Source organism: Roseateles sp. L2-2 (assembly GCF_050613215.1).
GTDB lineage: Bacteria > Pseudomonadota > Gammaproteobacteria > Burkholderiales > Burkholderiaceae_C > Roseateles > Roseateles noduli.
The window spans coordinates 4695803-4718178 of the sequence record NZ_CP192509.1; the positions used below are offsets into that span (position 1 = coordinate 4695803).

A 22376-nucleotide genomic window follows, 5' to 3' on the forward strand; every position below is an offset into this window, starting at 1 on the left:
AGCCGCTTGAGCCACGACCACCGGAGTCACGACCGGGGCGGCTGGGGCGGCCGGGGCGGCCTGCGCCCCCACGCGCGGCAGCGAACTGAGGAAATCCTCGAACAGTTCATCGTCGGACAGGTCGTCCCCGAACATGGCGGCTTCAGTCATGCCGCCTGAGTGCGTTGCGGCCCTCATGCGTACATGCCGATCCGGCACATCACGGCTTCCTTGCCGGCATTGATGGCGAAACGCAGCGCCTCCGCCGGTGTCGCCCAGCCGTAGCCGCCGGCGAGGTTCTCGTCCCGGAACGCCTCGCGCTTGTTCATCGCCTCGTTGAAGCTGGTCCTCACCACGACGACCGCCGCCACGTAGCCGAACTGGCGGGGGCGCTCGATCGCGCCCGCGTAGATGCGGTAATCCCCGGTCTCGATTTCGGCGAAGTGCATGGCTGACTCCTTCAACGACAGGCAGCTCGTCCGGAGCCGCGATGGAGTCCACTTTGCGCGCTGGATCGCGCGCTGCATACCCAACTGAGGAGGGCCCTCGGAAGGGGGAGTCCGTCCCGGATCCCCCCATCGGGTGATATCGGCCGAAGGCGGGCCAGCGGGGCGACCGCCCCGGCCCGACAGGCTCAGAACTGGTTCTTGGCGATCGACGCGTATTCGCGCAGTTCGGCGTCCACGACGCGCTTGGGCGGCACGTCCGCCGGGCGCTGGCCCAGCGTGGGGTGCAGAACGTCGTACGAGCGGCGCTCCGACGGCGAGATGACGCCGTTCTGGTCGGAGTCGGCCTCCGCGTAGACCAGGTTGGGCACGAGGCTGATCGGCGCAGGGAACTTCTCCTGCGTGGACACCACGGCTGCCCGGGCATTCGACGGCTGGAAGGAGGTGCTCTGCGCCGTCACCGTCACGGGGCTGGCGGGCGCCGCAGCCACCGGAGCGGGCGCGGGTGCGGGCGTCTGGGCCACCGACGGTTGAGCCGCCGCCGACTGGACAGCAGCCGATTGGGCTGTCGCCGATTGGGCCGCCGCCAGTTGGGCGGCCGGCGCGGCGGGCGTGGCGCTGACGGGCTCGGCGATCGCCGTGCGCACCGCCACGGCGGGTCCGGTGGCCGCCTGGACAGGCGCGGAAGCGCTGGTCAGGCTGGACGCGGCCAGACTCGCCGCCTGCGGCGACAGGCTCACCACGGCGGAGGCTTCGACCGGCGACGCCGTCGAGGATTCGTCCACGCCTGCTTCACGCACGCGCGCCGACTGCCCGGTGGTCGCACCGGGACCGTTCAAAGTCGTTGAGTTGTTGGAAACAGGAATCATGGCGAGCCTCCCGCGAGGTGTCCGCACATTTCGGCCAGCGGATGCCGGGCCGGGACCAGTCCCGGGCCGTCGCCCTTCCAGGGCATGTTCGGTTTATCGGCGGGCGATCTCCGGACTTTAGGCCTCGATCCGCACCTTTCGCACTTTCTTGATAGGGATAAACCCTTAAACCCGGGCCTGAAGGGGGGTCCAGGCGGCAAGTCCACTCGCCGGAAACCCCTCCCGCCATCGGTTAAATTGCACCGCATGGGTCTCCGCTCCTTCGCAACCGCTCACATTCCTGGCCTGACCGGCCTGGCCGGCCCCAAGGCCGCGCCGGACACCGCCGCCGAGGCGTCGTCGTTCGACGCGCTCGTCGATCGTCTGCACTATCTGCCCAAGGCGGACGTGAAGCGCATCCGGGAGGCCTACAAGTTCGCGGACGAGGCCCATCTGGGCCAGTTCCGGGCCAGCGGGGAACCCTACATCACCCATCCGATCGCCGTGGCCGGCCTGTGCGCCGACTGGCGCCTGGACGCGCAGGCCATCATGGCCGCGCTGATGCATGACGCCATGGAGGACTGCGGCGTCACCAAGACCGAGCTGATCGAGCGCTTCGAGGCGCCGACCGCCGAACTGGTCGACGGCCTGACCAAGCTGGACAAGCTGCAGTTCTCGACCCGCGAGGAATCACAGGCGGAGAGCTTCCGCAAGATGCTGCTGGCGATGGCGCGGGACGTCCGGGTCATCCTGATCAAGCTGGCCGACCGCCTGCACAACATGCGCACGATGCAGCACATGGCGTTCGACAAGCGCCGACGCATCGCCCGCGAGACGCTGGACATCTACGCGCCGATCGCCCACCGGCTCGGCCTCAACGAGATCTACCGCGAACTGCAGGAACTGTCGTTCCAGTACATCCACCCGTGGCGCCACGGCGCGCTGGCCAAGGCGGTGACCAAGGCCCGCGGACACCGGCGCGACCTGGTGTCGCGCATCGAGCGCGACGTGCAGAAGGCCTTCTCGGAGGCCAACCTGCGCGTGGAGATCCAGGGCCGCGAGAAGACGCTGTTCAGCATCTACAAGAAGATGAGAGAGAAGCACCTGAGCTTCGCGCAGGTGAGCGACATCTTCGGCTTCCGCGTCATCGTGCAGGACCTGCCGCAGTGCTACTGGTCGCTGGGCGTGCTGCACCAGCTCTACAAGCCGCAGCCGGGCCGCTTCAAGGACTACGTCGCCATTCCCAAGCCCAACGGCTACCAGTCGCTGCACACGACGCTGGTGAGCCCGCTGGGCACGCCGGTGGAATTCCAGATGCGCACCGAGGCCATGCACATGGTCGCCGAGAAGGGCGTGGCCGCGCACTGGCTGTACAAGAGCAAGGGCGACGCCAAGGGCGCGCAGCAGCTGGGATCGCGCTGGCTGCAGTCGCTGCTGGACATCCAGGACGAGACCCGCGACGCCACCGAGTTCCTGGAGCACGTCAAGATCGACCTGTTCCCCGACGCGGTCTACGTGTTCACGCCGAAGTCCAAGATCATGGCCCTGCCCAAGGGCGCGACGCCGGTGGACTTCGCCTACGCGATCCACTCGGACGTGGGCGACCATTGCGTCGCCGCGAAGGTGAACGGCGAGCCCGTGCCGCTGCGCACCGAACTGCGCAGCGGGGACGTGATCGAGGTGGTCACCGCCGCCGGCGCGCGGCCCAATCCGGCCTGGCTGAGCTTCGTGCGGACCGGACGGGCGCGTTCCAAGATCCGGCACTTCCTGAAGAACCTGGAGCAGGAGGAATCGCGCGAGCTCGGCCACAAGATGCTGGCGCAGGCGCTGCGCGCGGAAGGCCTGGCGCTGCCCAGCCTCCAGCCCGAGGACGAGACCGCCGCCGCGTTGTGGCAGGACCTGGCGCGCTGGGCGGGCAACCGCCATGTGGACGAGCTGCTCGTCGAGATCGGGCTCGGACGCAAGATCGCCACCATCGTCGCGAAGAAGCTGGCGCGCACGCTCTCCGACCAGGGGCAGCGACCCGACGCCGTGCTCCTGACGATGGGCCGTTTCGCCACCGACGACGCGCCGGCGCAGGGTCAGGTGTTGATCGACGGCAGCGAGGGCGCCTCGGTGCGGCTGGCCACCTGCTGCCGGCCGATTCCCGGCGACGACATCAAGGGCTACCTCGGCCGCGGCGAGGGGCTGGTGGTGCACACCGCCGAGTGCTCGGTGGGACGTCGCCTGTTCCAGCGCGACAGCGAGCACTGGATCGCCGTGGGCTGGGGCGAGGAACTGAGCCGCAGCTTCGAGGCGGAAGTCGGCGTGCTGATGCGCAACGGCAAGGGCGTGCTGGCGCAGATCGCGACCGCGGTCAGCAGCGCGGAAGCCGACATCACCCACATCGCCATGAGCGACGACTCGCAGCAGCGCGAGACGGCGGAGATGACGCTGTTGCTGGCCGTGCGCGACCGCCTCCATCTGGCCGATGCGCTGCGCACGCTCAAGCGCTCCAGCGCGGTGATGCGCGCCTGGCGCGTGAAACCCTGATCAGGCGCCCGGCGCCGGCGGCTCGGGGTATCGGACCTCGACGATCTCGATCGTCTCCACGCCGACCGGCGTGGCCAGCTGGAGCTCGTCGCCTTCGCGCGCCTTGATCAGCGTGCGCGCGATCGGCGACACCCAGCTCACCTCGCCCGCCAGGCTGTCCGACTCGTCGATGCCCTTGATGGTGATGGTGCGCTCCTCCCCCTTCGCATTGGCGTAGGTCACCGTCGCGCCGAAGAACACCTGGTCGCTGCCGTGATGCGCGCTCGGGTCGACGACCTCGGCGATGTCCAGCCGCTTCGTCAGGAAGCGCAGGCGGCGGTCGATCTCGCGCAGGCGCTTCTTGCCGTAGAGGTAGTCGCCGTTCTCCGAGCGGTCGCCGTTCTTGGCGGCCCAGGACACGATCTCGACGATCTTGGGACGCTCGACGTCCAGCAGCTGCATGAACTCCGCGCGCAGCCGCGCGTAGCCGGCCGGCGTCATGTAGTTGCGAGACCCCTGGGGCAACGCGGGCAGCGACGGGCCGTCGTCATCGTCGTCGCTCTCGGATTCCTTCGTGAATGCCTTGCTCATGCGCCTATTGTGTCGCGCCCTGATCGGGTCTTCGTCCTGCACGCCGGAGACCGCTGCGCAGGCACGCTATGGTGTGACGATCCCACATCTCCAAGAAGGGCGCGGCATGAACGACACGACGGACCAGGGCGCGCGCGGGCCTCTGAGCGGATTGAGGATCGTGGAGTTCGCCGGCATCGGCCCCGCACCGTTCGCGGGGCTCGCATTGGCCGACTTCGGCGCCGAGGTGACTGTCGTCGAGCGGCCGGGCGGCGAGACGCGGCTCGGCGGCGGCGCGGCGCTGAACCGCGGCAAGACCGTCGTGCAGGCGGACCTGAAATCGCCTGCGGGACTGGCCCGGGTCCGCGAGCTCGTCGCCGGCGCCGACGCGTTGATCGAAGGCTTCCGGCCCGGGGTGATGGAGCGGCTCGGCCTCGGTCCGGACACCCTGCTCGCGGCGCATCCGAAGTTGGTCTACGCCCGGCTCACCGGATGGGGCCAGGACGGACCGCTGGCACAGCGTGCAGGCCACGACATCAACTACGTCTCATTGAGCGGGCTGATGCCGTTTGCGGCCCGCCCAGGGCAGCCGCCTGCACTGCCGGCCACCTTGCTCGGCGACATCGGCGGCGGCGCCTTGACGATGCTCTTCGGACTGATGTGCGCGCTGTGGGAGTCGCGTCGCTCGGGGCGCGGTCAGGTCGTGGACGCCGCGATCGTCGACGGCGTCGGCTACATGGGAACGCTCATCCAGGCGCTGCGTGCCGGCGGACGCTGGGACGACGATCCGACGCGCAACCTCTTCCTGCATCGCTCCCACTTCTACGACTGCTTCGAGTGCGCGGACGGGCGCTGGCTGTCGCTCGGCGCCATCGAGGCGCCGTTCCAGCAGGCCCTCATGGAACGCCTCGACCTGGCGCAGGGCGCGTCGGCGGCGGCAAGGCCGGAAGACGATTGCGCGCAATGGCCGATCCTGCGCGATGCGGTGGCCGCGCGGATCCGGCAGGAGCCGCTCGCGCATTGGGTCGCCGTGTTCGAAGGCAGCGACGCCTGCGTCGCGCCCGTGCTGACCGCCGCCGAAGCGCCCTTGCATCCGCACCATCAGGCCCGGCGCAACTTCTTCATGCAGGACGGGATCGCGTGGCCGATGCCCGCGCCGAAACTCTTGCGCACGCCAGCCCGGCCGGGAGCCGCCGCGCGCGCCAGCGATATCCGGGAGGAGTTATCCGGTCCGGACGATATTCGCCCCGATGTCACCCGAGGCGATTGAAGCGGGCCACAAAGTCCCATTGGGAATGAATATCCGGAATCACCAGGAATTCATTCGGACAAAGAAAAAAGCCAGCGTCTTTCAACGCTGGCTTTCTATTTGGTGCGGCTGGCAGGATTCGAACCCACGACCCCTTGGTTCGTAGCCAAGTACTCTATCCAACTGAGCTACAGCCGCTCGACTTTTACTGATCAGGAATCGCCGTCGTGGAAGCGATCCCAGGTTTTTGTTGTTACTTCTTCTTTTGCTTGCCGAATCTCCGGTGACCCGGACATTCAACAGTTTTTCTGGTGCGGCTGGCAGGATTCGAACCCACGACCCCTTGGTTCGTAGCCAAGTACTCTATCCAACTGAGCTACAGCCGCTGAAAGACTGCGACTATAGCATGCGTTTTTCAGGGTCTGCAAGTATCTCGACGAAAAAACATTCCATCCGCTCGCCGCGTCACCGCGCAATCCCTCGTCGAGGCCCGGCAACACGGGCCTTCCTGCCAGATCCTCAGCCCAGACGCGCGGCCGCCTCGTAGCAGCGGGCGCGACGTTCCGAGTCCTCGTCCTGGTCGGCCATCTCCGCCAGACGCAGCCAGCTGCGGCGGCGGGCGTTGAGCGTCAGCTCGCGATCCTCGGCTGCCTGCTCCAGCATCAGGCGCGCCTTGCCCCACAGCTGGCGTTCCGCCAGCGCGTGTCCCAGGGCGAAGGCCATCTTCCCGTCGCGCGGGAAACGCAGGACCGCCCCCTCCAGACGCTGCAGCCATTCCGGTCCGAGGCCCGGCATGCACAGCACCAGCGCCTCCGCCAGCGCCTGGCGCTCGTCGGCGCCCTGCTCCGCGATCGATTCCCAGAAGGGGCGCAGCCAGCCGCGGCCATCTTCCGGCGCGCCCAGTCCGGCCGCGCAGTTCGCGGCCCGCGAGGCGACGAAGACGTCGCGCCGGTCCGACGCGTCCAGTTGCTGCCAGATGCTGCGCAACTGGTCGATGTCGCGCGCGGTGTCCAGCGCCTCGCAGGCGAGCGAACGCAGCAGGCCCTGGGCCGCCGATTTGGAGAAGCCCTGATGCTTGGCCAGCAGGCGAGCCGTGCGCAGCGCCTCCAGCGGTTCGTGCGCGAGACGGCTGCCCTGCAGCTTCAATCTCAGCGCCTGCGTGCGGCGCGCGACGCCCGGCGTCAGCTCGCGCAGCAGTCCGAGCGCGCGCGGCGCGTCGCGGTCGTCGAGCGCCCATTCGGCGGCCAGCAGTCTGGCGCCCTCTTCCTGCACGCGGGCGCCCGCCGACGTCGCAGCCACCTGCAGCGCCTGACGCAGGTGTTCGTCGCGATTGCGGCGGTCCTGCAGCTTGTGGGCGCTCTGCGCGGCCACCAGGTGCGCCAGCGCCATGAAGGCGCCGTCCTGCGCCAGGTCGGGCGTCTGCGCCTGGATGGCGAGCGCGCGTTGCGCCGCCTTCTGCGCGCGGCTGTAGCGGGCGCCGAAGTACTCCGCCCAGGCTTCGCGCAGGGCGATCTGGGCGCTGCGCTCGCGCTGGGCCATGCGCCACTGGCGCGCCCGCTTGGGCAGCGTCAGCAGCGCGTCCAGCGTCTGCATCAGCGTCATCAGCGCGAAGCAGCCCGCCACCAGCAGCAGCAGGAACAGGTTGAGCGACAGGTCCATGCGCCAGCCGCGCCAGTAGAAGCTGGCGAGACCGTCGTTGTTGCCCAGCGTGAGCGCCGCGACCACCGCCGCGACGAACAGCAGCACCAGCCAGATCACCATGCGCATGGCGATCTCCTCAACGCGCGACCGCGCTGAGCGCGGCCAGCGTGTCGTCGGGGCGCGGCACGCTCACCTGCCGGGACTGGCCCTGCACCTGGCGCAGCAGTTCCGTCGTCTGGGTCAGCTTGCGCGAACGTCCGTCGAAGTAGCGGTCCAGCATCGCCTGCGCCTCGCGCAGGTCGACCTGCGCGGTGTCGAACTGGCGGCTCAGCAGCGCGAGCCGGGCGTTGAGCAGCCGCAGCTTGAGGTTCTCGCGCAGGAAGAAGGACTGTTCGGGCGCGATCAGCGCGGCTTCCGGGTGGTCGATCCGGGTCACGCGCAGCAGCCCGCGGGCTTCGCGCCAGACGTCGCCGGACAAGGTCGTCCACCGCTCGCCGGCCTGGTCCCAGAGGCGGGTCCACCAGCCGGGTTCGCCGTCGGTACCGGCCTGCGATGCGCCGGCCTGGATGCCCGACGCGGCGACACCGCCGGAGGCGGCCCGGCGCGGGGCGGCGGCCTTCGCGGCGGGCGACGGGGTCGGGTGTTGCGCCGCGGACGCCTCGACCGGGTCCTGTCCCGGCTGGGCGACCGCCAGCAGCGGCAGATCGTCGACCTGGCGCACGACCTCGTCCAGCTTGATCGTCAGCGTCGACACGTCGACCACGCTGACCGCCTTGATGCGTTCCAGGTCGCGCGTCACGGCGCGGCGCACGCCTTCCAGGCGCGGCTGCTTGTAGCGCCCCAGCCGCTCGTCGGCCTGGCGCAGGGCGGCCACCAGCGGCTCGGCGCTGCCGGTGATCGTGCTCTGCTGCATGGCCACGCGCAGCGAGGCCTCGATGTCGCCGACGACGTTCTCGTCGCGCGAGCGGTTCATCGACTGCATCAGCCCTTCGAGTTGCTCGCGCTGCACCGCGACCTCGGCCAGCCGGGCGTCCAGCAGCGCGACCTTGGCCGCGGTGTCGCGGCTGAGGTCCTGCGCCTGACGCGCCTGGTCGCGGGCGATGTTGGCCTCGCTCTGGCTGGAGTCCTGGCGCCGGACGAGCTCCTGCTCGACCTGCTTGAGCCGCTGCTGGCTCTGCCAGGCCAGACCGAGGGCCAGCAGGGCCACCAGACCCACGCAGGCCACGACGGCCTGGGTCAGGGTGGCGCCGGATTGCCGGGCGGGCTTGTGGGGCGACGGAACGTCGGCCGCTGGGGTGGTGGTCTCGCTCACGTGGGCGATTCTAGGGTGGACCCTGACAGCATCCGGAACCCGGCCGCCACGGCCTCCGCCTCGGGTCGCACCAAAACCACATGCCCCACCCCGAGGGTTTGTGCGCGAACCGCGATGCGTTCGTGCGTGGCCAGCGCCCGCACGCGTCCCCAGGCGGGGGGTGTCAGGGGGGCCGGGTCCCCGACCGAACCGGTCTCCCGCGTCCCCTTTTCGAGGGCCTCCAGGTGGCCGATCGCCTCCGAACTGCTGAACAGCCAGATGTGCCGCTCCGGCGTCCGCAGGGCCGTTCGCAGCAGCGCACCGGTCTCCGCCGACAGCCTCGGACAGGCGCGGCGATAGACGCCGACCGCGCCCACTTCGGCACCGGCGTCGCGCAGCCGGTCGCCCAGCCATTCCCGCCCGCCGTCACCTCGCACCAGCAGCGCGCGGCGGCCGGACCAGTCCGCCCCCGCGACGCGGACCAGCTCCGGCCACAGGTGTTCCGAGTCGAGGCTGTCCGACCCCGCCGGCGGCTGCACGAGCCGCGCCGCGGGCACGCCGCGCTCGATCAGTGCTCGCGCGCTTCCCGGACCGACGGTCGCCGCCCAGGTCCGGTCCGGCCACGGAGCGCCGTCGGGCCGGCGGTCGAAGAAATGCTCGACGGCATTGGGACTGACGAACATCGCCAGGTCCGTGACCGGCAAGGTCGACCAGGCCGCCGCGATGGGCGCCGGATCGTCGGCCGGTTCGATGTCGATCAGCGGGAACGAGACGGTCGGCACGCCCAGGGTCGCCATGCGCCTGGCCCAGTCGTCGGCCTGGGCCTGCGGCCGGGTCAGCAGCAACCGGACCGGGGCGGCGACGCCCGCCATCAGACGTCCTTCAGGTACTCGGTGGCGCCGAGCTCGCGCAGCGCCGCGGCGGCGGCGATGCCCAGCGCTTCGGCGGCGGCCAGATCCCCCACCGCCGCCTGCGAACCCGCCCGCAGGAGCGCCCGCTCCGGCTCGATCGGGTGCCCCAGGGCGACGGAGAGCGTCAGTTGCCCCTCGGCCGTCCAGACCGCGTGCGCGGCCAGCGGCATCGAGCAACTGCCGCCGAGTTCGCGCGAAACCGCGCGCTCCGCCGCGACCGCCAGCCAGGTCGAGGAATGGGCCAGCGCTTCGAGATGCGTGGTCAACGGCGCCTGACCGGCTCGGATCTCGATGCCCAGCGCGCCCTGCCCCGCGCACGGGATCATCTCGTCGACGCCGAAGTACTGGCGGATGCGGCCGGCCAGGTCCAGGCGCTTCAGCCCCGCGGCGGCAAGCACGATCGCGTCGTACTGGCCCTCGTCGAGCTTGCGCAGCCGCGTGTCGAGGTTGCCGCGCAGCGGTTCGATGCGCAGGTCCGGCCGCAGGTTCTTCAGCTGCGTCACGCGGCGCAGGCTGGACGTGCCCACGCAGGCGCCCTGCGGCAGCGCGGCGAGGCTGTCATAGCTCGACGACACGAGCGCATCGCGCGGGTCCTCGCGTTCCAGCACCGCCGCGAGCACGAAGCCCTCCGGCAGTTCCATCGGCACATCCTTCAGCGAATGCACCGCAAGCTGCGCGCGACCGTCCTCCAGCGCCGTTTCCAGTTCCTTCACGAACAGGCCCTTGCCGCCGACCTTCGACAGCGTGCGGTCCAGGATCTGGTCGCCGCGCGTGGTCATCCCGAGCAGCCGAACTTCCAGGCCGCGCGCGCGCAGCAGGGCTTGCACATGTTCCGCCTGCCAGAGGGCCAGGCGGCTCTCGCGGGTGGCGATCACGAATTCTTGGTTCATGGGCCGGCATGCTAGCCGAGCGGCGCCCCCTGTCCCCGGTCCGACGGTCCCTCCATGGAGGGAAGCTCGTTTGCCGCGAAGCGTGGCTTGTGCGATCCCGGAGCTTGTCGCGGCGCCAGCGCCACGTCACGCCACCCCAACGGGCGAGCCGCGCACGAAGAAACTGCTAAAGTCAACCGAAGGTAACTTCGTTACATCACCCCCTCCCCTGGTCCCTGACGAACCTCTGACGCCGCCATGCCCGCCAGTACCAACTCCTCCGCCTCGAAGTCCCGCGCCAAGGCCCCCGCCAAAGCCCGCGCCAAGCCGGCCGCAACACCTGCCCCCAACACGCGTCCCGCGTCGAAGACGAAGCCGGCAGCCAAGTCCGCGGCCGGCACCCGCTCGATCCGGACCATCAAGGACAAGAACCAGCCGCTGATGGACGACATCCGCCTGCTGGGCCGCATCCTGGGCGAGGTGATCCGCGAGCAGGAGGGTCGCGAGGCCTACGAACTGGTGGAGCGCGTGCGGCAGCTGTCGGTCGCCTTCCGCCTGAAGCGGGATGCGCAGGCCGGCAAGCAGATGGACAAGCTGCTGAAGGGCCTGTCGGGCGAGCAGACGGTGAGCGTCATCCGCGCGTTCAGCTATTTCTCCCACCTGGCCAACATCGCCGAAGACCGTCACCACGTCCGCCGCCGCGAGGTGCACGAGCGCGAGGGCTCCCTGCAGCCGGGTTCGCTGGGTTACGCGCTGGAGCGCCTCTTCGACGCCGGCGTGCGGCCCGCGGAAGTGGCGAAGACGTTGGCGCACGGTTTCGTGTCGCCGGTGCTGACGGCCCACCCGACCGAAGTGCAGCGCAAGAGCATCCTGGACGCCGAGCGCGCCGTGGCCGAGCTGGTCGGCGCGCGCGACCGCCTGCACACCGAGCGCGAACTGGCCGCCAACGAACTCCTGATCCGCGCCCGCGTCACGCAGTTGTGGCAGACGCGGATGCTGCGCTACTCGAAGCTCACCGTCGCCGACGAGATCGAGAACGCGCTGAGCTACTACCACGCGACCTTCCTGCGCGAGATCCCCAAGCTTTACACCGAGCTGGAGGAAGCGCTGCCGGGCGAGGACGTGCCGCCCTTCCTGCGCATGGGCCAGTGGATAGGCGGCGACCGCGACGGCAACCCCAATGTCACCGCCGACACGATGCGCCTGGCGCTGCGCCGCCAGAGCGAACTGGCGCTGCGTCACTACCTGACCGAGCTGCACGAGCTGGGCGCGGAGCTGTCGATCTCGCTGCGCCTGGCGGGCGTCACGCCCGCCATGCAGGCGCTGGCCGAGCGCAGCCCGGACCAGAACGAACACCGGATGGACGAGCCCTACCGGCGCGCGCTGACCGGCATGTACGCGCGGCTGGCCGCGACACTGGAATCGCTGACCGGCACCGAGGCGCTGCGCCACGCGGTCGCGCCGCAGGATCCCTACCTGTCGCCCGAGGAACTGCTGGCGGACCTGCGCGTGATCCAGGACTCGCTGGAGAGTCACCACGCGCACGCGCTGATCGCGCCGCGGCTCAAGCCGCTGATCCGCGCGGTCCAGGTCTTCGGTTTCCACCTGGCGACGCTGGACCTGCGCCAGAGCAGCGACCAGCACGAACTCACCGTCGTCGAGCTGCTGAAGAACGCGCGCGTCTGCGACGACTACTCGGCGCTGGGCGAGCAGGAACGCCGCGCGCTGCTGGTCGACCTGCTGAACCAGACGCGCCCGCTGCGCGTGCTGGGCGCCGAGTACAGCGAGCGCGCGCTGGGCGAGCTGGCGATCTTCGAGACCGCGCGCGAGTCGCTGAAGCGCTTCGGCCGCGAGGCGCTGCGCCACTACATCATCTCGCACACCGAGGACGTCAGCGACCTGCTCGAGGTGCAGCTGCTGCTGAAGGAAGTCGGCCTGCTGCGCGGCACGCTGGACGGCGACGCGGTCAGCGACCTGATCGTGGTGCCGCTGTTCGAGACCATCGCCGACCTGCGCAACGCGCCCGGCATCATGCGCGGCTTCTACGAGCTGCCCGGCATGGCGGCGCTGGTGCGCCGCTCCGGCGGCGAGCAGGACATCATGCTGGGCTACTCCGACTCCAACAAGGACGGCGGCGTGTTCACCAGCAGCTGGGAGCTGTACCGCGCCGAGATCGCGCTGGTGCAGCTCTTCGACGAGCTGCGCCAGCAGGGCCCGCTGACGCTGCGCCTGTTCCACGGTCGCGGCGGCACGGTGGGCCGCGGCGGCGGTCCGAGCTACCAGGCCATCCTCGCGCAGCCGCCCGGCACGGTGAACGGCCAGATCCGCCTCACCGAGCAGGGCGAGGTCATCAACTCCAAGTACGCCAATCCGGAGATCGGCCGGCGCAACCTGGAGACGCTGGTCGCCGCGACGCTCGAAGCCACGCTGCTGCACCCGACCAAGACGGCGCCGCAGGCCTTCATGACCGCGGCGCAGGCGCTGTCGGACGCCAGCTTCGCGGCCTACCGCGGGCTGGTCTACGACACGCCGGGCTTCGCCGACTTCTTCTTCGCCACGACGCCCATCCGCGAGATCGCGGAGCTCAACATCGGCTCACGGCCGGCCTCGCGCAAGGCCACGCGCGCGATCGAGGACCTGCGCGCCATTCCGTGGGGCTTCAGCTGGGGGCAGTCGCGCATCACGCTGCCGGGCTGGTGCGGCTTCGGCTCGGGCGTCCAGGACTTCCTGGGGAAGGACAAGGCCGGCCGCGACGAGAAGCTGACCCTGCTCAAGCGCATGCACAAGCAGTGGCCCTTCTTCAAGACGCTGCTGTCCAACCTGGACATGGTGCTGGCCAAGGCGGACCTCGACATCGCGCGCCGCTATCTGGAGCTGGTCGAGGACAAGCGCCTGGCGAAGAAGATCTTCGGCGCGATCGAGGCCGAGTTCGCACGCACCGAGGAAGCCATCGCGCTGATCACCGGCGAGAGCGGCCGGCTCGCGGCCAATCCGGCGCTCGCGCGGTCGATCGAGCACCGCTTCCCGTACATCGATCCGCTGAACCATCTGCAGGTCGAGCTGATGCGACGCTATCGCGCGATTCCGGCGGAGAAGCGCGCGGAGGATCCGCGGCTGGAACGCGTCCAGCGCGGGATCCACCTCTCCATCAACGGGATCGCGGCAGGCTTGCGCAATACGGGCTGAGGTCGCCCGGCGGCGCGAGCGCCGTTTCAGCGCTGGCCGGCCAGCGCTTCGCGCACCGCGGCGACCTGCCGTCTGGAGACGGCCAGCCACTCGTTCACATGGGCGATGCGGACCGCCCAGCCGAGTTCGCCGCCGTTGTCGGCGTCGCCATCGGCCTGGCCGTCGGTCGGCACATGGCGTTCGAGTTCGCGCACGGCCGAGCGTGCCACCAGCGCATTGCGATGCACGCGCAGGAAACGGTCGCCCAGGCGCTGTTCCAGATCGCTGAGCGAGCCGTCCATCACGTGGCTTTGCGTCGCGGTGCGCAGCGTGAGGTACTTGAGCTCGGCCTTGAAGTAGAGGACTTCGGCCAGCGGCACCCGCAGCAGGCGCCCGCGTTCGGTGATGTTGATGACCGGCGCCTCGGCGCCCGGCGACGATTCCTGCCCGTTGACGTCGCGGTCCTCGCGCGCCTTGGCCGCCGCGCGCTCGTCCTGGCGCTGCATCGCCCGCGCCAGGCTGGCCTGCAGGCGCTCGCGCCGCACCGGCTTGGTCAGGTAGTCCAGCGCCTCCAGCTCGAAGGCCAGCAGCGCATGCTGCGCGTGCGCGGTGACGAACACGATGGCCGGCGCGAACGGCCGCCCGTGCAGCGCCTGCGCCAGTCCCAACCCGTCCAGGCCCGGCATCTGCACGTCCAGCAGGATCAGGTCGCAGGCATGGTCCTTGAGCCACGCCAGCGCCTGGTCGCCGCTGCCGGCCTCGGCCACGACCTCGGCGCGCGGCTCCTCGTTGGCCTCGACCAGCCCGCGCAGGCGCAGGCGCGCCAGCGGCTCGTCGTCGACGATCAAGACCCTCAGCGGCGGATGCGTCAGCATGTCCTTCCCTCCCGTCCCAATGCGCTGTCTGCGCGGTCTGCGCTCATCGCGTTCTTCGTCATGGTGAATCCCGGTCTCATCGCGGCATCACGATCCGCACGACGAAACGCCCTTCGCCCGGCCCGGCCTCCAGCCGCGCCGCCACGTCGTGCATCAGCCGCAGCCGCTGCCGCACGTTGCGCAGCGCCAGCCCGTGCCCGCCGCCGCGCGACGGCAGTCCGACCGTGTTGACGACGCGGATCTCGATCTCGCTGCCGCGCGCCCGCGTCACGATGTCTACGTCACCGCCGCCGTCGTTGGGCTCGACGCCGTGGCGCACGGCGTTCTCCACCAGCGGCTGCAGCAGCAGCGGCGGCACGCGCGCTTCCGCCGCATGCGGGTCGAGCTGCCAATGCACCCGAAGCCGGCTGCCGAAGCGCAGTTGCTCGATCGCCAGATAACGCCGCGCCAGCTCGACCTCCTGGTCCAGCCGCACGCCTTCGGCGGTCGGACCCGCGTCGGCCAGCGCCACGCGGAACAGCTCCGCCAGATCCTCCAGCACCTCCTCGGCACGGTTCGGATCGACGCGCACCAGCGCGATCGCGGTGTTCAGCGTGTTGAAGAGGAAATGCGGCCGGATGCGCGACTGCAGCTCCACCAGCCGCGCCAGCGCGTCGGCGGGCGCCTGCGCGCGTTCGCGCAGCTTCAGCCAGCCGAGCAGCACGCCCGCCGCCAGCCCGCCCGTGACGACCGCCGCGGCATGTTGCAGGGTCCCGAGCCTGCCGAACTCCACCGCCTCCAGCAGTTGCGCGCCGCCCTGGGCGCAGAGCGCGCCGAGTCCGATCGGCAGCACCCACTGCGCCCATTCCGGCAGACGCGCCAGCACGCGCTTGGAGGCGCACACGATCAGCAGCCAGGCCAGCACGCCGCTCAGCGTCGCGACGGACGCGCCGCCCATCGCCCAGACCCACTGGGCGGTCGTCTCGGAGGTCATCGCCAGGCCCAGCGACAGCACCAGTTGCATGCTCAGCACGGCGCGCAGCACGAGCCCGACATGGCAGACGTCGAAACGACGCTGCGCGTCGATCAGCCGCGGCGGTTCGACCGCTCGTGCATCCAGGCGGGTTTCCTCCCAGGCCGGCTGCAGCGGCATCGGCCGGCTGTCCGAGGGCTGGGTGCTCATCGGCTGCGTGCTCATCGGCTGCGTGCTCGCGGGCTGCGTGCTCGCGGGCTGCGTCGACGGCTCGGCCGAGCGCCGCGGGGCGTGCCCCGTCGTCTTCCCGTTCGTCGCCTTCGTGGCCATCGGATCGTCCCGTCCCCGCACTGTCCCGCTCCCTGTGCCGCGCCCTGTCCGGCGCACCGTCCCGCTCCCTGCAGCGGCCCCTCGGGCGCCACGGCGGCGCCCCTTTAGAATCGGCGGCTCATTCTCACCCAGGCGTCCGTCCGCTTCCTATGCGGACACGCCCGGGGCGCCGCGAAGTCGTAACGCCTTGCAAGCCGATGTCCTCCTCCCTCACTGACGCCTCGTCCAACCCCCCGGTCGCCCCCCAGGTCGCCGACAACCAGCTCGCCAACAAGACGCAGGCCTGGTCCGCGCTGTTCTCCGAGCCCGTGAGCGAGCTGGTCAAGCGCTACACCGCCAGCGTCGACTTCGACAAGCGCCTGTGGGCCGCGGACATCCAGGGCTCGCTGGCCCACGCGGACATGCTGGCCGCGCAGGGGATCATCGGCGCCGAGGACCTGGCCGCGATCCAGAAGGGCATGGCGCAGATCCGCGAGGAGATCGGCTCGGGCCGCTTCGAGTGGAAGCTGGACCTGGAGGACGTGCACCTGAACATCGAGGCCCGCCTGACCGAGCTGGTCGGCCTGGCCGGCAAGCGGCTGCACACCGGCCGCAGCCGCAACGACCAGGTCGCCACCGACGTGCGCCTGTGGCTGCGCGGCGAGATCGACACGCTGACCGGCCTGCTGAGCGAGCTGCAGCGCGTGCTGGTCGACCAGGCCGAGCGCCACGCCGACGTGATCCTGCCGGGCTTCACCCATCTGCAGGTCGCGCAGCCGGTGGCCTTCGGTCATCACATGCTGGCCTACGTCGAGATGTTCGCCCGCGACGTCGAGCGGTTGCTCGACACCCGCAAGCGCGTGAACCGCCTGCCGCTGGGCGCGGCCGCGCTGGCCGGCACGAGCTATCCGCTGGACCGCGAGCGCGTCGCGCGCACGCTGGGCATGGAAGGCGTGGCGCAGAACAGCCTGGACGCCGTCAGCGACCGCGACTTCGCGATCGAGTTCAGCGCCGCGGCGGCGCTGATCATGGTGCACATCTCGCGCCTGTCGGAAGAGCTGATCCTCTGGATGAGCCAGGCCTTCGGCTTCATCGCGCTGCCGGACCGGTTCTGCACCGGCTCCAGCATCATGCCGCAGAAGAAGAACCCGGACGTGCCCGAGCTGGCGCGCGGCAAGAGCGGCCGCGTGGTGGGCCACCTGATGGGACTGATCACGCTGATGAAGGGCCAGCCGCTGGCCTACAACAAGGACAACCAGGAAGACAAGGAACCGCTGTTCGACACCGTCGACACGCTGAGCGACACGCTGCGGATCTTCGCGGAGATGATGGCCGGCCTGACGGTCAAGGCCGACGCGATGGAACGCGCCGCGCTCAAGGGCTACGCGACGGCGACCGACCTGGCGGACTACCTGGTCAAGCAGGGCCTGGCCTTCCGCGACGCGCACGAGATCGTCGCGCACGCGGTGAAGACGGCGCAGGCGCAGGGCATCGACCTGTCGGCGCTGCCGCTGGAGGCGCTGCGTCAATTCGACCCGCGCATCGGCGAGGACGTGTATGAGGTGCTGTCGCTGACGGGCTCGCTGAACGCGCGCAACATCCTCGGCGGCACGGCGCCGGCGCAGGTGCGCGCGCAGGTCGCGCGTCACCGTGCCCGCCTCGGCGTCGCCGCCGGCATCGACACGAAGGCCTGAGCATGAGCGCGCTGGCCTGGACCGACGAGCTCGTGCTGAATCAGCCGGAGCTCGACCACACGCACGAGGAATTCGTGACGCTGTTGAACCGCTACGCCGACACGCTCGATCGCGGCGAGGACGCGCTGCCGGCGTTCAAGGAACTGCTCGCCCACACGGAAGAGCACTTCGCGATGGAGGAACGCTGGATGGCGGCGACCGGCTTCGAGCCGGAGAACTGCCACAGCAGCCAGCACGCGATGGTGCTCAACGTGATGCGTGAGGTGGTGCGCTACGCCGAGGACCTGGGCGACCGCGAGCCGCTGGCCATCGTGCGCACCGAGCTGTCGCAATGGTTCCCCGGACACGCCGAGATGATGGATGCGGCGCTGGTCTACACGATGGAACAGCGTGGCTTCGATCCGAAGACGGGCGAATGCCGCGATCCGATCAAGGCCTCGGGAAGTTCCGAGGCCAAGGCCGACGCGGTCGGAGAGGCCGAGAAGGCCGTGTCGGCCTGTGGCTCGACGAGCTGCGGACACTGACCGTCGCCGCCCCTGCTGACAGCGACTGTCAGCGCCGGGGCTCACAATCCTTCGCATGGCCGAGCCGACGCCAGAGCTGCCCGATCGCCTGATCGCCCATCTGGACATGGACGCGTTCTACGCGTCCGTGGAGCTGCTGCGTTATCCGGAGCTCAAGGGCCTGCCGGTGGTGGTCGGCGGCCGGCGCGCCCACACGCCGCAGGAGCGGCCCGACGGCACGCGCGAGTTCTTCAAGCTGGCCGACTACACCGGGCGCGGCGTCGTGACGACGTCGACCTACGCGGCGCGCGACCTGGGCGTGTTCTCCGCGATGGGGCTGATGAAGGCGGCGCTGCGCGCGCCGCAGGCCATCCTGCTGCCGGCGGACTTCGACTCGTACCGGCACTTCTCGCGGCTGTTCAAGGCGGCGGTGCGCGAGATCGCGCCGGTGGTCGAGGACCGGGGCATCGACGAGATCTACATCGACCTCACCGACGTGCCCGGCGCGCGTGAGGCGGTCGGTCACGACCCGCTCGGCGGCGTGCGGGCGATCGCGCGGGAGATCAAGAACTCGGTGCAGAGGGCGACCGGGCTGACCTGCTCGATCGGGGTGACGCCCAACAAGCTGCTGTCCAAGATCGCGTCGGAGCTCGACAAGCCCGACGGCCTGACGCTGATCATGATGGAGGACCTGCCGACCAAGATCTGGCCGCTGCCGGTACGTCGCATCAACGGCATCGGGCCCAAGGCCGGCGCCAAGCTCGAAGGCCTGGAGATCCACACCATCGGCGAACTCGCGGCCGCGGCGCCGGAGCTGCTGCTGCAGCATTTCGGCGCGGGCTATAGCGCCTGGTTGCACCAGGCGGCCTGGGGCCTCGACGAGCGGCCGGTGGTGACCTACAGCGAGCCGGTGTCCATCAGCCGCGAGACGACCTTCGAGCGCGACCTGCATGCCAAGCGCGACCGGCCGGAGCTGTCGCGCATCTTCACCGCGCTGTGCGAGCAGCTCGCCTCCGACCTGCAGCGCAAGGGCTACCTGGGGCGCACGATCGGCATCAAGCTGCGCTTCGAAGGCTTCCGCACGGTGACGCGCGACCTGACGCTGGACGCGCCGGTGCAGGACGCGGCGTCGATCCGGCACGCGGCGGGGCTGTGCCTCAAGCGCGTGGACCTGAGCCAGCGGCTGCGGCTGCTGGGCGTGCGGGTCGGCAAGCTCAGCCGGCCCGGGGACGTCGAGCCGGTGCGACGCACGCGCAGCGCCGCCAGCAAGAGCGACACCGCGAGCACGATGCCGAAGCCGGAGAACCTGCAGTTGTTCAGCTGAGACGCTCCGCCCCGTCGGTGAGACGCAGGTCGCAACGCAAGTTGATATTTCGCAAGGTTCTCGCCGAGGCCACACCTGCATGACCGTTTGGTTGCATTTTGAGACGCCCATTGGCGCGCAAAGTGATCGATCCAGCAGTCATGAAGAGCGATCCATGCGCAGCCCACTCATCCCTCTTTCCAGCCATTTTTCGTCCGGCGGACAGCCTGCCTATGACCGTTGGTTCGGCGTGCTCCGAACCTCCTTGGGAGGCGGCGGTTTCCTGAGCATCTGCGGCAGCTTGTTCTTTCCCCAGAGCTTCTATCGGGACCTCGCGGCGATCGCAATTGCCGCTGTCGTCACGCTCTGGCTGGACCGCAACGAGCGGAATCGGTGATCAAGCCGTCGGCAGACGCCAGAGCCAGATGCCGACCGCCAGGCAGCAGACGGCCGGTAGCCATGGCAAGACCGGCATGACGAATGCGGAAATGGCCGAACTGATCGCCATCATTCCCCAGGCCATCTGCTTGGCCCGAAGCGGCACCGCGCGATTCGCGCGCCACTGGACGATCATCGGCCCGAAGCGCGGGTGGCCGACCAGCCACGCCTCGCAACGTGCAGACCCGCGCGCGAAGCAGAACGCCGCCAGCAGGACGAAAGGGGTCGTCGGCAGCAGCGGCAGGAAGATGCCGATCACGCCCAGCACCAGGCTCAGCGCGCCGCCCACCATCCACGGCAGACGGCGCCACAGGGACGCCTGTTCCAGCACGCGCACGGTGGCGTCGTCGGCCGCGGCCTCAGCGGCGGTCAGGCTTCTCTCGGGAACTTCGGACATCGCGCCACTGTAGCTGCGCTCCGAGGCAACTCGTGCGCTCGCCATCCAGCCTCCCTGTCGGCCTGAGGGAAGGAAGGGCCCCGGACGCTACAGTCGCGGCCATGAGCGATCCCTCGCGCCACGCCCCAGGCGAGCCCATCGACGACTCCTTGCGCCTGCCTTCGATCGACGGCCTGCTGGCCTTCGAGGCCGCGGCGCGGCTCGGCAGCCTGGAGCGCGCCGCCGAGGTGCTCCACGTCAGCGCAAGCGCCGTCGGCAAGCGCATCGCCACCTTGGAAGAACGCCTCGGCCAGCCGCTGCTGACGCGCAATCCGCTGCGACTCACCGCCGCCGGCAAGGAGTACCTCGCGCAGGTCCGGACCGCGCTGGCGCTGCTGGCCGCCGTGCCGCTGCATCGGCGCGATCAGCAGCGCATCGTCCGGCTCAGCATCACCAGCCCGCCGACCTTCGCACGCCAGGTGCTGGTGCCCGCCCTGCCCGGCTTCGAGCTCGAGCATCCGGACATCGAGCTCGAATTGCTGCTGTCGACGCCGTACCTGGACCAGCCCGCACCGCCGGCGGACATCGAGATCTTTGCCGGCACCATCCCGGTGGGTGGCGAGGTCCTGCTCGACGACGTCGTCACCCCGATGGCTGCGCCGTCACTGCTCGCGCGACTGCCGGCCATCCATGCGCCGGCGGACCTGGCCTCCGCACCGCTGCTGCGCACGCCGCTGCAACCCTGGCAGCCGTGGCTGCGCGCCGCCGGGCTCGACTGGCCCGAGCCTGCGCAGGGCACGCGCTTCGTCGACCTCGGCCTGACGCTGGAGGCCGCGGCCTGCGGCCAGGGCATCGTGCTCGGCCGGCCCAGCCTGGCGGCCACCTACCTGCGCGGCGGCGCGCTCAAGCGCCTGTTCGATCTCGCGGTGCCGGCGGCCATGCCCTACGGGCTGGTGCGGCGCACCGACGGCGAGGCGGCGCGTGCCTTCGCCCGCTGGCTCGTCCGGCATTGTCAGACGCTCAGTGAGGGCACGAGCGCAGAGCCGGACGCGGGCACAGCGTGACCGACGCTCGCGAGACCGCAGCCCTCACCCCCGCCCTCTCCCGCGGTGCGGGAGAGGGAGCCTCGGTGGACCGAGCGTCATCGAGGTCATCGGAAGGATCCTCCGGCCCGGCCCGCCAAACTTTCCGGCCACGGCCCGTGCGGCTCGCCTAGCATCTGGCGAATGAGCGTCATCACCTCCATCGAAGACCTGCGCGTGCTCGCGCAGCGCCGCGTCCCGCGCATGTTCTACGACTACGCGGACTCCGGGTCCTGGACCGAGAGCACCTACCGCGCCAACGAATCGGACTTCCAGTCCATCAAGCTGCGCCAGCGCGTGGCCGTGGACATGACCGGTCGAAGCACCGCGGCCACGATGATCGGCCGCCCGGTGGCGATGCCGGTGGCAATCGCACCGACCGGGATGACCGGCATGCAGCACGCGGACGGCGAGATCCTCGGCGCCAAGGCCGCGGAAGCCTTCGGCGTGCCGTTCACGCTCTCGACGATGAGCATCTGCTCGATCGAGGACATCGCCGCGAACACCACGGCGCCGTTCTGGTTCCAGCTCTACGTGATGAAGGACAAGGGCTTCATCCACAGCCTGATCGACCGTGCCAAGGCCGCGAAGTGCGAGGCGCTGGTGCTGACGCTGGACCTGCAGATCCTGGGCCAGCGCCACAAGGACCTGAAGAACGGCCTGTCCGCGCCGCCCAAGCTGACGCTGCCCAACCTGATCAACATGGCGACCAAGCCGCGCTGGTGCCTGGGCATGCTGGGCACGCCGCGGCGGCACTTCGGCAACATCGTCGGCCACGTGAAGGGCGTCGGCGACATGAGCTCGCTGTCCGAATGGACCGCCAAGCAGTTCGATCCGCAACTGAGCTGGAACGACGTGCAGTGGATCCGCGAGCGCTGGGGCGGCAAGCTGATCATCAAGGGCATCATCGACGAGGAGGATGCCAAGCTCGCCGCCGCCACCGGGGCCGACGCGCTGATCGTCAGCAACCACGGCGGACGCCAGCTCGACGGCGCGGAGTCCAGCATCCGCGCGCTGCCGCGCATCGTCGAGGCCGTCGGCGGCCGCATCGAGGTGCACCTGGACGGCGGCATCCGCTCGGGCCAGGACGTGCTCAAGGCCTGGGCCCTGGGCGCGCGCGGCACCTACATCGGGCGCGCGTTCCTGTACGGCCTGGGCGCGATGGGTGGCCCCGGCGTGACCAAGGCGCTGGAGATCATCCATCGCGAACTCGACCTGACGATGGCCTTCTGCGGCCACCGCGAGCTGCGCGGCGTCGGCCGCGACATCCTGCTGCCGGGCACCTTCCCGAAGTAAGCCCCCTCCTCTTGCCCCTCTCCCGCACTGCGGGAGAGGGGTTGGGGTGAGGGTCGAGGCAGGCAGCG

Annotated in this window: 20 protein-coding genes and 2 tRNA genes; 10 read left to right on the top strand and 12 right to left on the bottom strand. The window is 70.1% G+C overall.

The features are described from left to right. The first annotated feature begins 6 nt into the window (after positions 1–6). Positions 7–159: a hypothetical protein gene (locus ACQZ13_RS20870; protein ID WP_431047757.1), complete on the top strand. Its 153-nt coding sequence runs from the start codon at positions 7–9 to the stop codon at positions 157–159. 14 nt (positions 160–173) lie between these two features. Here the strand turns inward: ACQZ13_RS20870 and ACQZ13_RS20875 are convergent, their stop codons facing one another. Together ACQZ13_RS20875 and ACQZ13_RS20880 are read right to left on the bottom strand one after the other, a co-directional pair. Continuing rightward, entirely contained in the window at positions 174–428 is a 255-nt protein-coding gene (locus ACQZ13_RS20875) for a hypothetical protein (RefSeq protein ID WP_088405312.1), read from the bottom strand. Between the two features lie 185 nt (positions 429–613). After that, entirely contained in the window at positions 614–1294 is a 681-nt protein-coding gene (locus ACQZ13_RS20880) for a hypothetical protein (protein WP_431047760.1), read from the bottom strand. Positions 1295–1540: 246 nt separating this feature from the next. Between ACQZ13_RS20880 and ACQZ13_RS20885 the strand changes: the two genes are divergently transcribed. After that, positions 1541–3805 (top strand): RelA/SpoT family protein, encoded by a 2265-nt coding sequence (locus ACQZ13_RS20885; protein ID WP_431047762.1) that lies wholly within the window; start codon positions 1541–1543, stop codon positions 3803–3805. Here ACQZ13_RS20885 and greB read toward each other — a convergent pair whose 3' ends face one another. Continuing rightward, complete coding sequence (gene greB / locus ACQZ13_RS20890; RefSeq protein ID WP_431047764.1) at positions 3806–4375, bottom strand: transcription elongation factor GreB; 570 nt, start codon at positions 4373–4375, stop codon at positions 3806–3808. 106 nt (positions 4376–4481) lie between these two features. Between greB and ACQZ13_RS20895 the strand changes: the two genes are divergently transcribed. Further along, positions 4482–5624, top strand: coding sequence for a CaiB/BaiF CoA transferase family protein (locus tag ACQZ13_RS20895; RefSeq protein WP_431047766.1), 1143 nt, complete (start codon positions 4482–4484; stop codon positions 5622–5624). Positions 5625–5724: 100 nt separating this feature from the next. Here the strand turns inward: ACQZ13_RS20895 and ACQZ13_RS20900 are convergent. The 6 genes from ACQZ13_RS20900 to hemC form a co-directional block, all read right to left on the bottom strand. Further along, positions 5725–5801, bottom strand: a tRNA-Arg gene (locus ACQZ13_RS20900). 111 nt (positions 5802–5912) lie between these two features. Next, positions 5913–5989: transfer RNA gene (locus ACQZ13_RS20905), tRNA-Arg, on the bottom strand. A gap of 133 nt (positions 5990–6122) precedes the next feature. Next, positions 6123–7370 (bottom strand): heme biosynthesis HemY N-terminal domain-containing protein, encoded by a 1248-nt coding sequence (locus tag ACQZ13_RS20910; RefSeq protein WP_088405306.1) that lies wholly within the window; start codon positions 7368–7370, stop codon positions 6123–6125. A gap of 10 nt (positions 7371–7380) precedes the next feature. Continuing rightward, positions 7381–8556 (bottom strand): uroporphyrinogen-III C-methyltransferase, encoded by a 1176-nt coding sequence (locus ACQZ13_RS20915; protein WP_431047768.1) that lies wholly within the window; start codon positions 8554–8556, stop codon positions 7381–7383. Then, entirely contained in the window at positions 8553–9407 is an 855-nt protein-coding gene (locus tag ACQZ13_RS20920) for a uroporphyrinogen-III synthase (RefSeq protein ID WP_431047770.1), read from the bottom strand. The genes ACQZ13_RS20915 and ACQZ13_RS20920 overlap by 4 nt, the downstream gene beginning before the upstream one ends. Beyond that, positions 9407–10336: a hydroxymethylbilane synthase gene (gene hemC, locus ACQZ13_RS20925; protein WP_431047772.1), complete on the bottom strand. Its 930-nt coding sequence runs from the start codon at positions 10334–10336 to the stop codon at positions 9407–9409. The genes ACQZ13_RS20920 and hemC overlap by 1 nt, the downstream gene beginning before the upstream one ends. Before the next feature lie 237 nt (positions 10337–10573). Between hemC and ppc the strand changes: the two genes are divergently transcribed. Next, positions 10574–13501: a phosphoenolpyruvate carboxylase gene (ppc, locus tag ACQZ13_RS20930; RefSeq protein ID WP_431047774.1), complete on the top strand. Its 2928-nt coding sequence runs from the start codon at positions 10574–10576 to the stop codon at positions 13499–13501. A 26-nt stretch (positions 13502–13527) separates the two neighbouring features. Here ppc and ACQZ13_RS20935 read toward each other — a convergent pair whose 3' ends face one another. Together ACQZ13_RS20935 and ACQZ13_RS20940 are read right to left on the bottom strand one after the other, a co-directional pair. Then, positions 13528–14355 carry a LytR/AlgR family response regulator transcription factor gene (locus tag ACQZ13_RS20935; RefSeq protein ID WP_088405302.1) on the bottom strand — a complete coding sequence of 276 codons (828 nt, stop codon included), beginning with the start codon at positions 14353–14355 and terminating at the stop codon, positions 13528–13530. A gap of 76 nt (positions 14356–14431) precedes the next feature. Continuing rightward, on the bottom strand, positions 14432–15637 hold the full coding sequence (locus tag ACQZ13_RS20940; RefSeq protein ID WP_431047777.1) for a sensor histidine kinase: 1206 nt from the start codon (positions 15635–15637) through the stop codon (positions 14432–14434). Positions 15638–15834: 197 nt separating this feature from the next. Here ACQZ13_RS20940 and argH point away from each other — a divergent pair, with 197 nt between their 5' ends. The 4 genes from argH (at position 15835) to ACQZ13_RS20960 (ending at position 19513) form a co-directional block, all read left to right on the top strand. Then, a complete protein-coding gene (gene argH / locus ACQZ13_RS20945; protein WP_431047779.1) occupies positions 15835–17310 on the top strand; it encodes an argininosuccinate lyase in 1476 nt (491 codons plus the stop codon). A gap of 2 nt (positions 17311–17312) precedes the next feature. Continuing rightward, complete coding sequence (locus tag ACQZ13_RS20950) at positions 17313–17834, top strand: hemerythrin domain-containing protein (RefSeq protein ID WP_431047781.1); 522 nt, start codon at positions 17313–17315, stop codon at positions 17832–17834. 55 nt (positions 17835–17889) lie between these two features. Further along, positions 17890–19137 carry a DNA polymerase IV gene (gene dinB, locus ACQZ13_RS20955; protein WP_431047783.1) on the top strand — a complete coding sequence of 416 codons (1248 nt, stop codon included), beginning with the start codon at positions 17890–17892 and terminating at the stop codon, positions 19135–19137. A gap of 154 nt (positions 19138–19291) precedes the next feature. After that, on the top strand, positions 19292–19513 hold the full coding sequence (locus ACQZ13_RS20960; protein ID WP_431047785.1) for a hypothetical protein: 222 nt from the start codon (positions 19292–19294) through the stop codon (positions 19511–19513). On the opposite strand, the gene ACQZ13_RS20965 is transcribed toward ACQZ13_RS20960, so the two are convergent. Further along, the gene (locus ACQZ13_RS20965) at positions 19514–19951 is read right to left on the bottom strand and encodes a YbaN family protein (RefSeq protein WP_431047787.1); all 438 of its coding nucleotides are present in this window, start codon (positions 19949–19951) and stop codon (positions 19514–19516) included. A 101-nt stretch (positions 19952–20052) separates the two neighbouring features. Here ACQZ13_RS20965 and ACQZ13_RS20970 point away from each other — a divergent pair, with 101 nt between their 5' ends. Together ACQZ13_RS20970 and ACQZ13_RS20975 are read left to right on the top strand one after the other, a co-directional pair. Beyond that, positions 20053–20994, top strand: coding sequence for a LysR family transcriptional regulator (locus ACQZ13_RS20970; RefSeq protein WP_431047789.1), 942 nt, complete (start codon positions 20053–20055; stop codon positions 20992–20994). 162 nt (positions 20995–21156) lie between these two features. Further along, entirely contained in the window at positions 21157–22308 is a 1152-nt protein-coding gene (locus ACQZ13_RS20975; RefSeq protein ID WP_431047791.1) for an alpha-hydroxy acid oxidase, read from the top strand. Positions 22309–22376 lie beyond the last annotated feature (68 nt).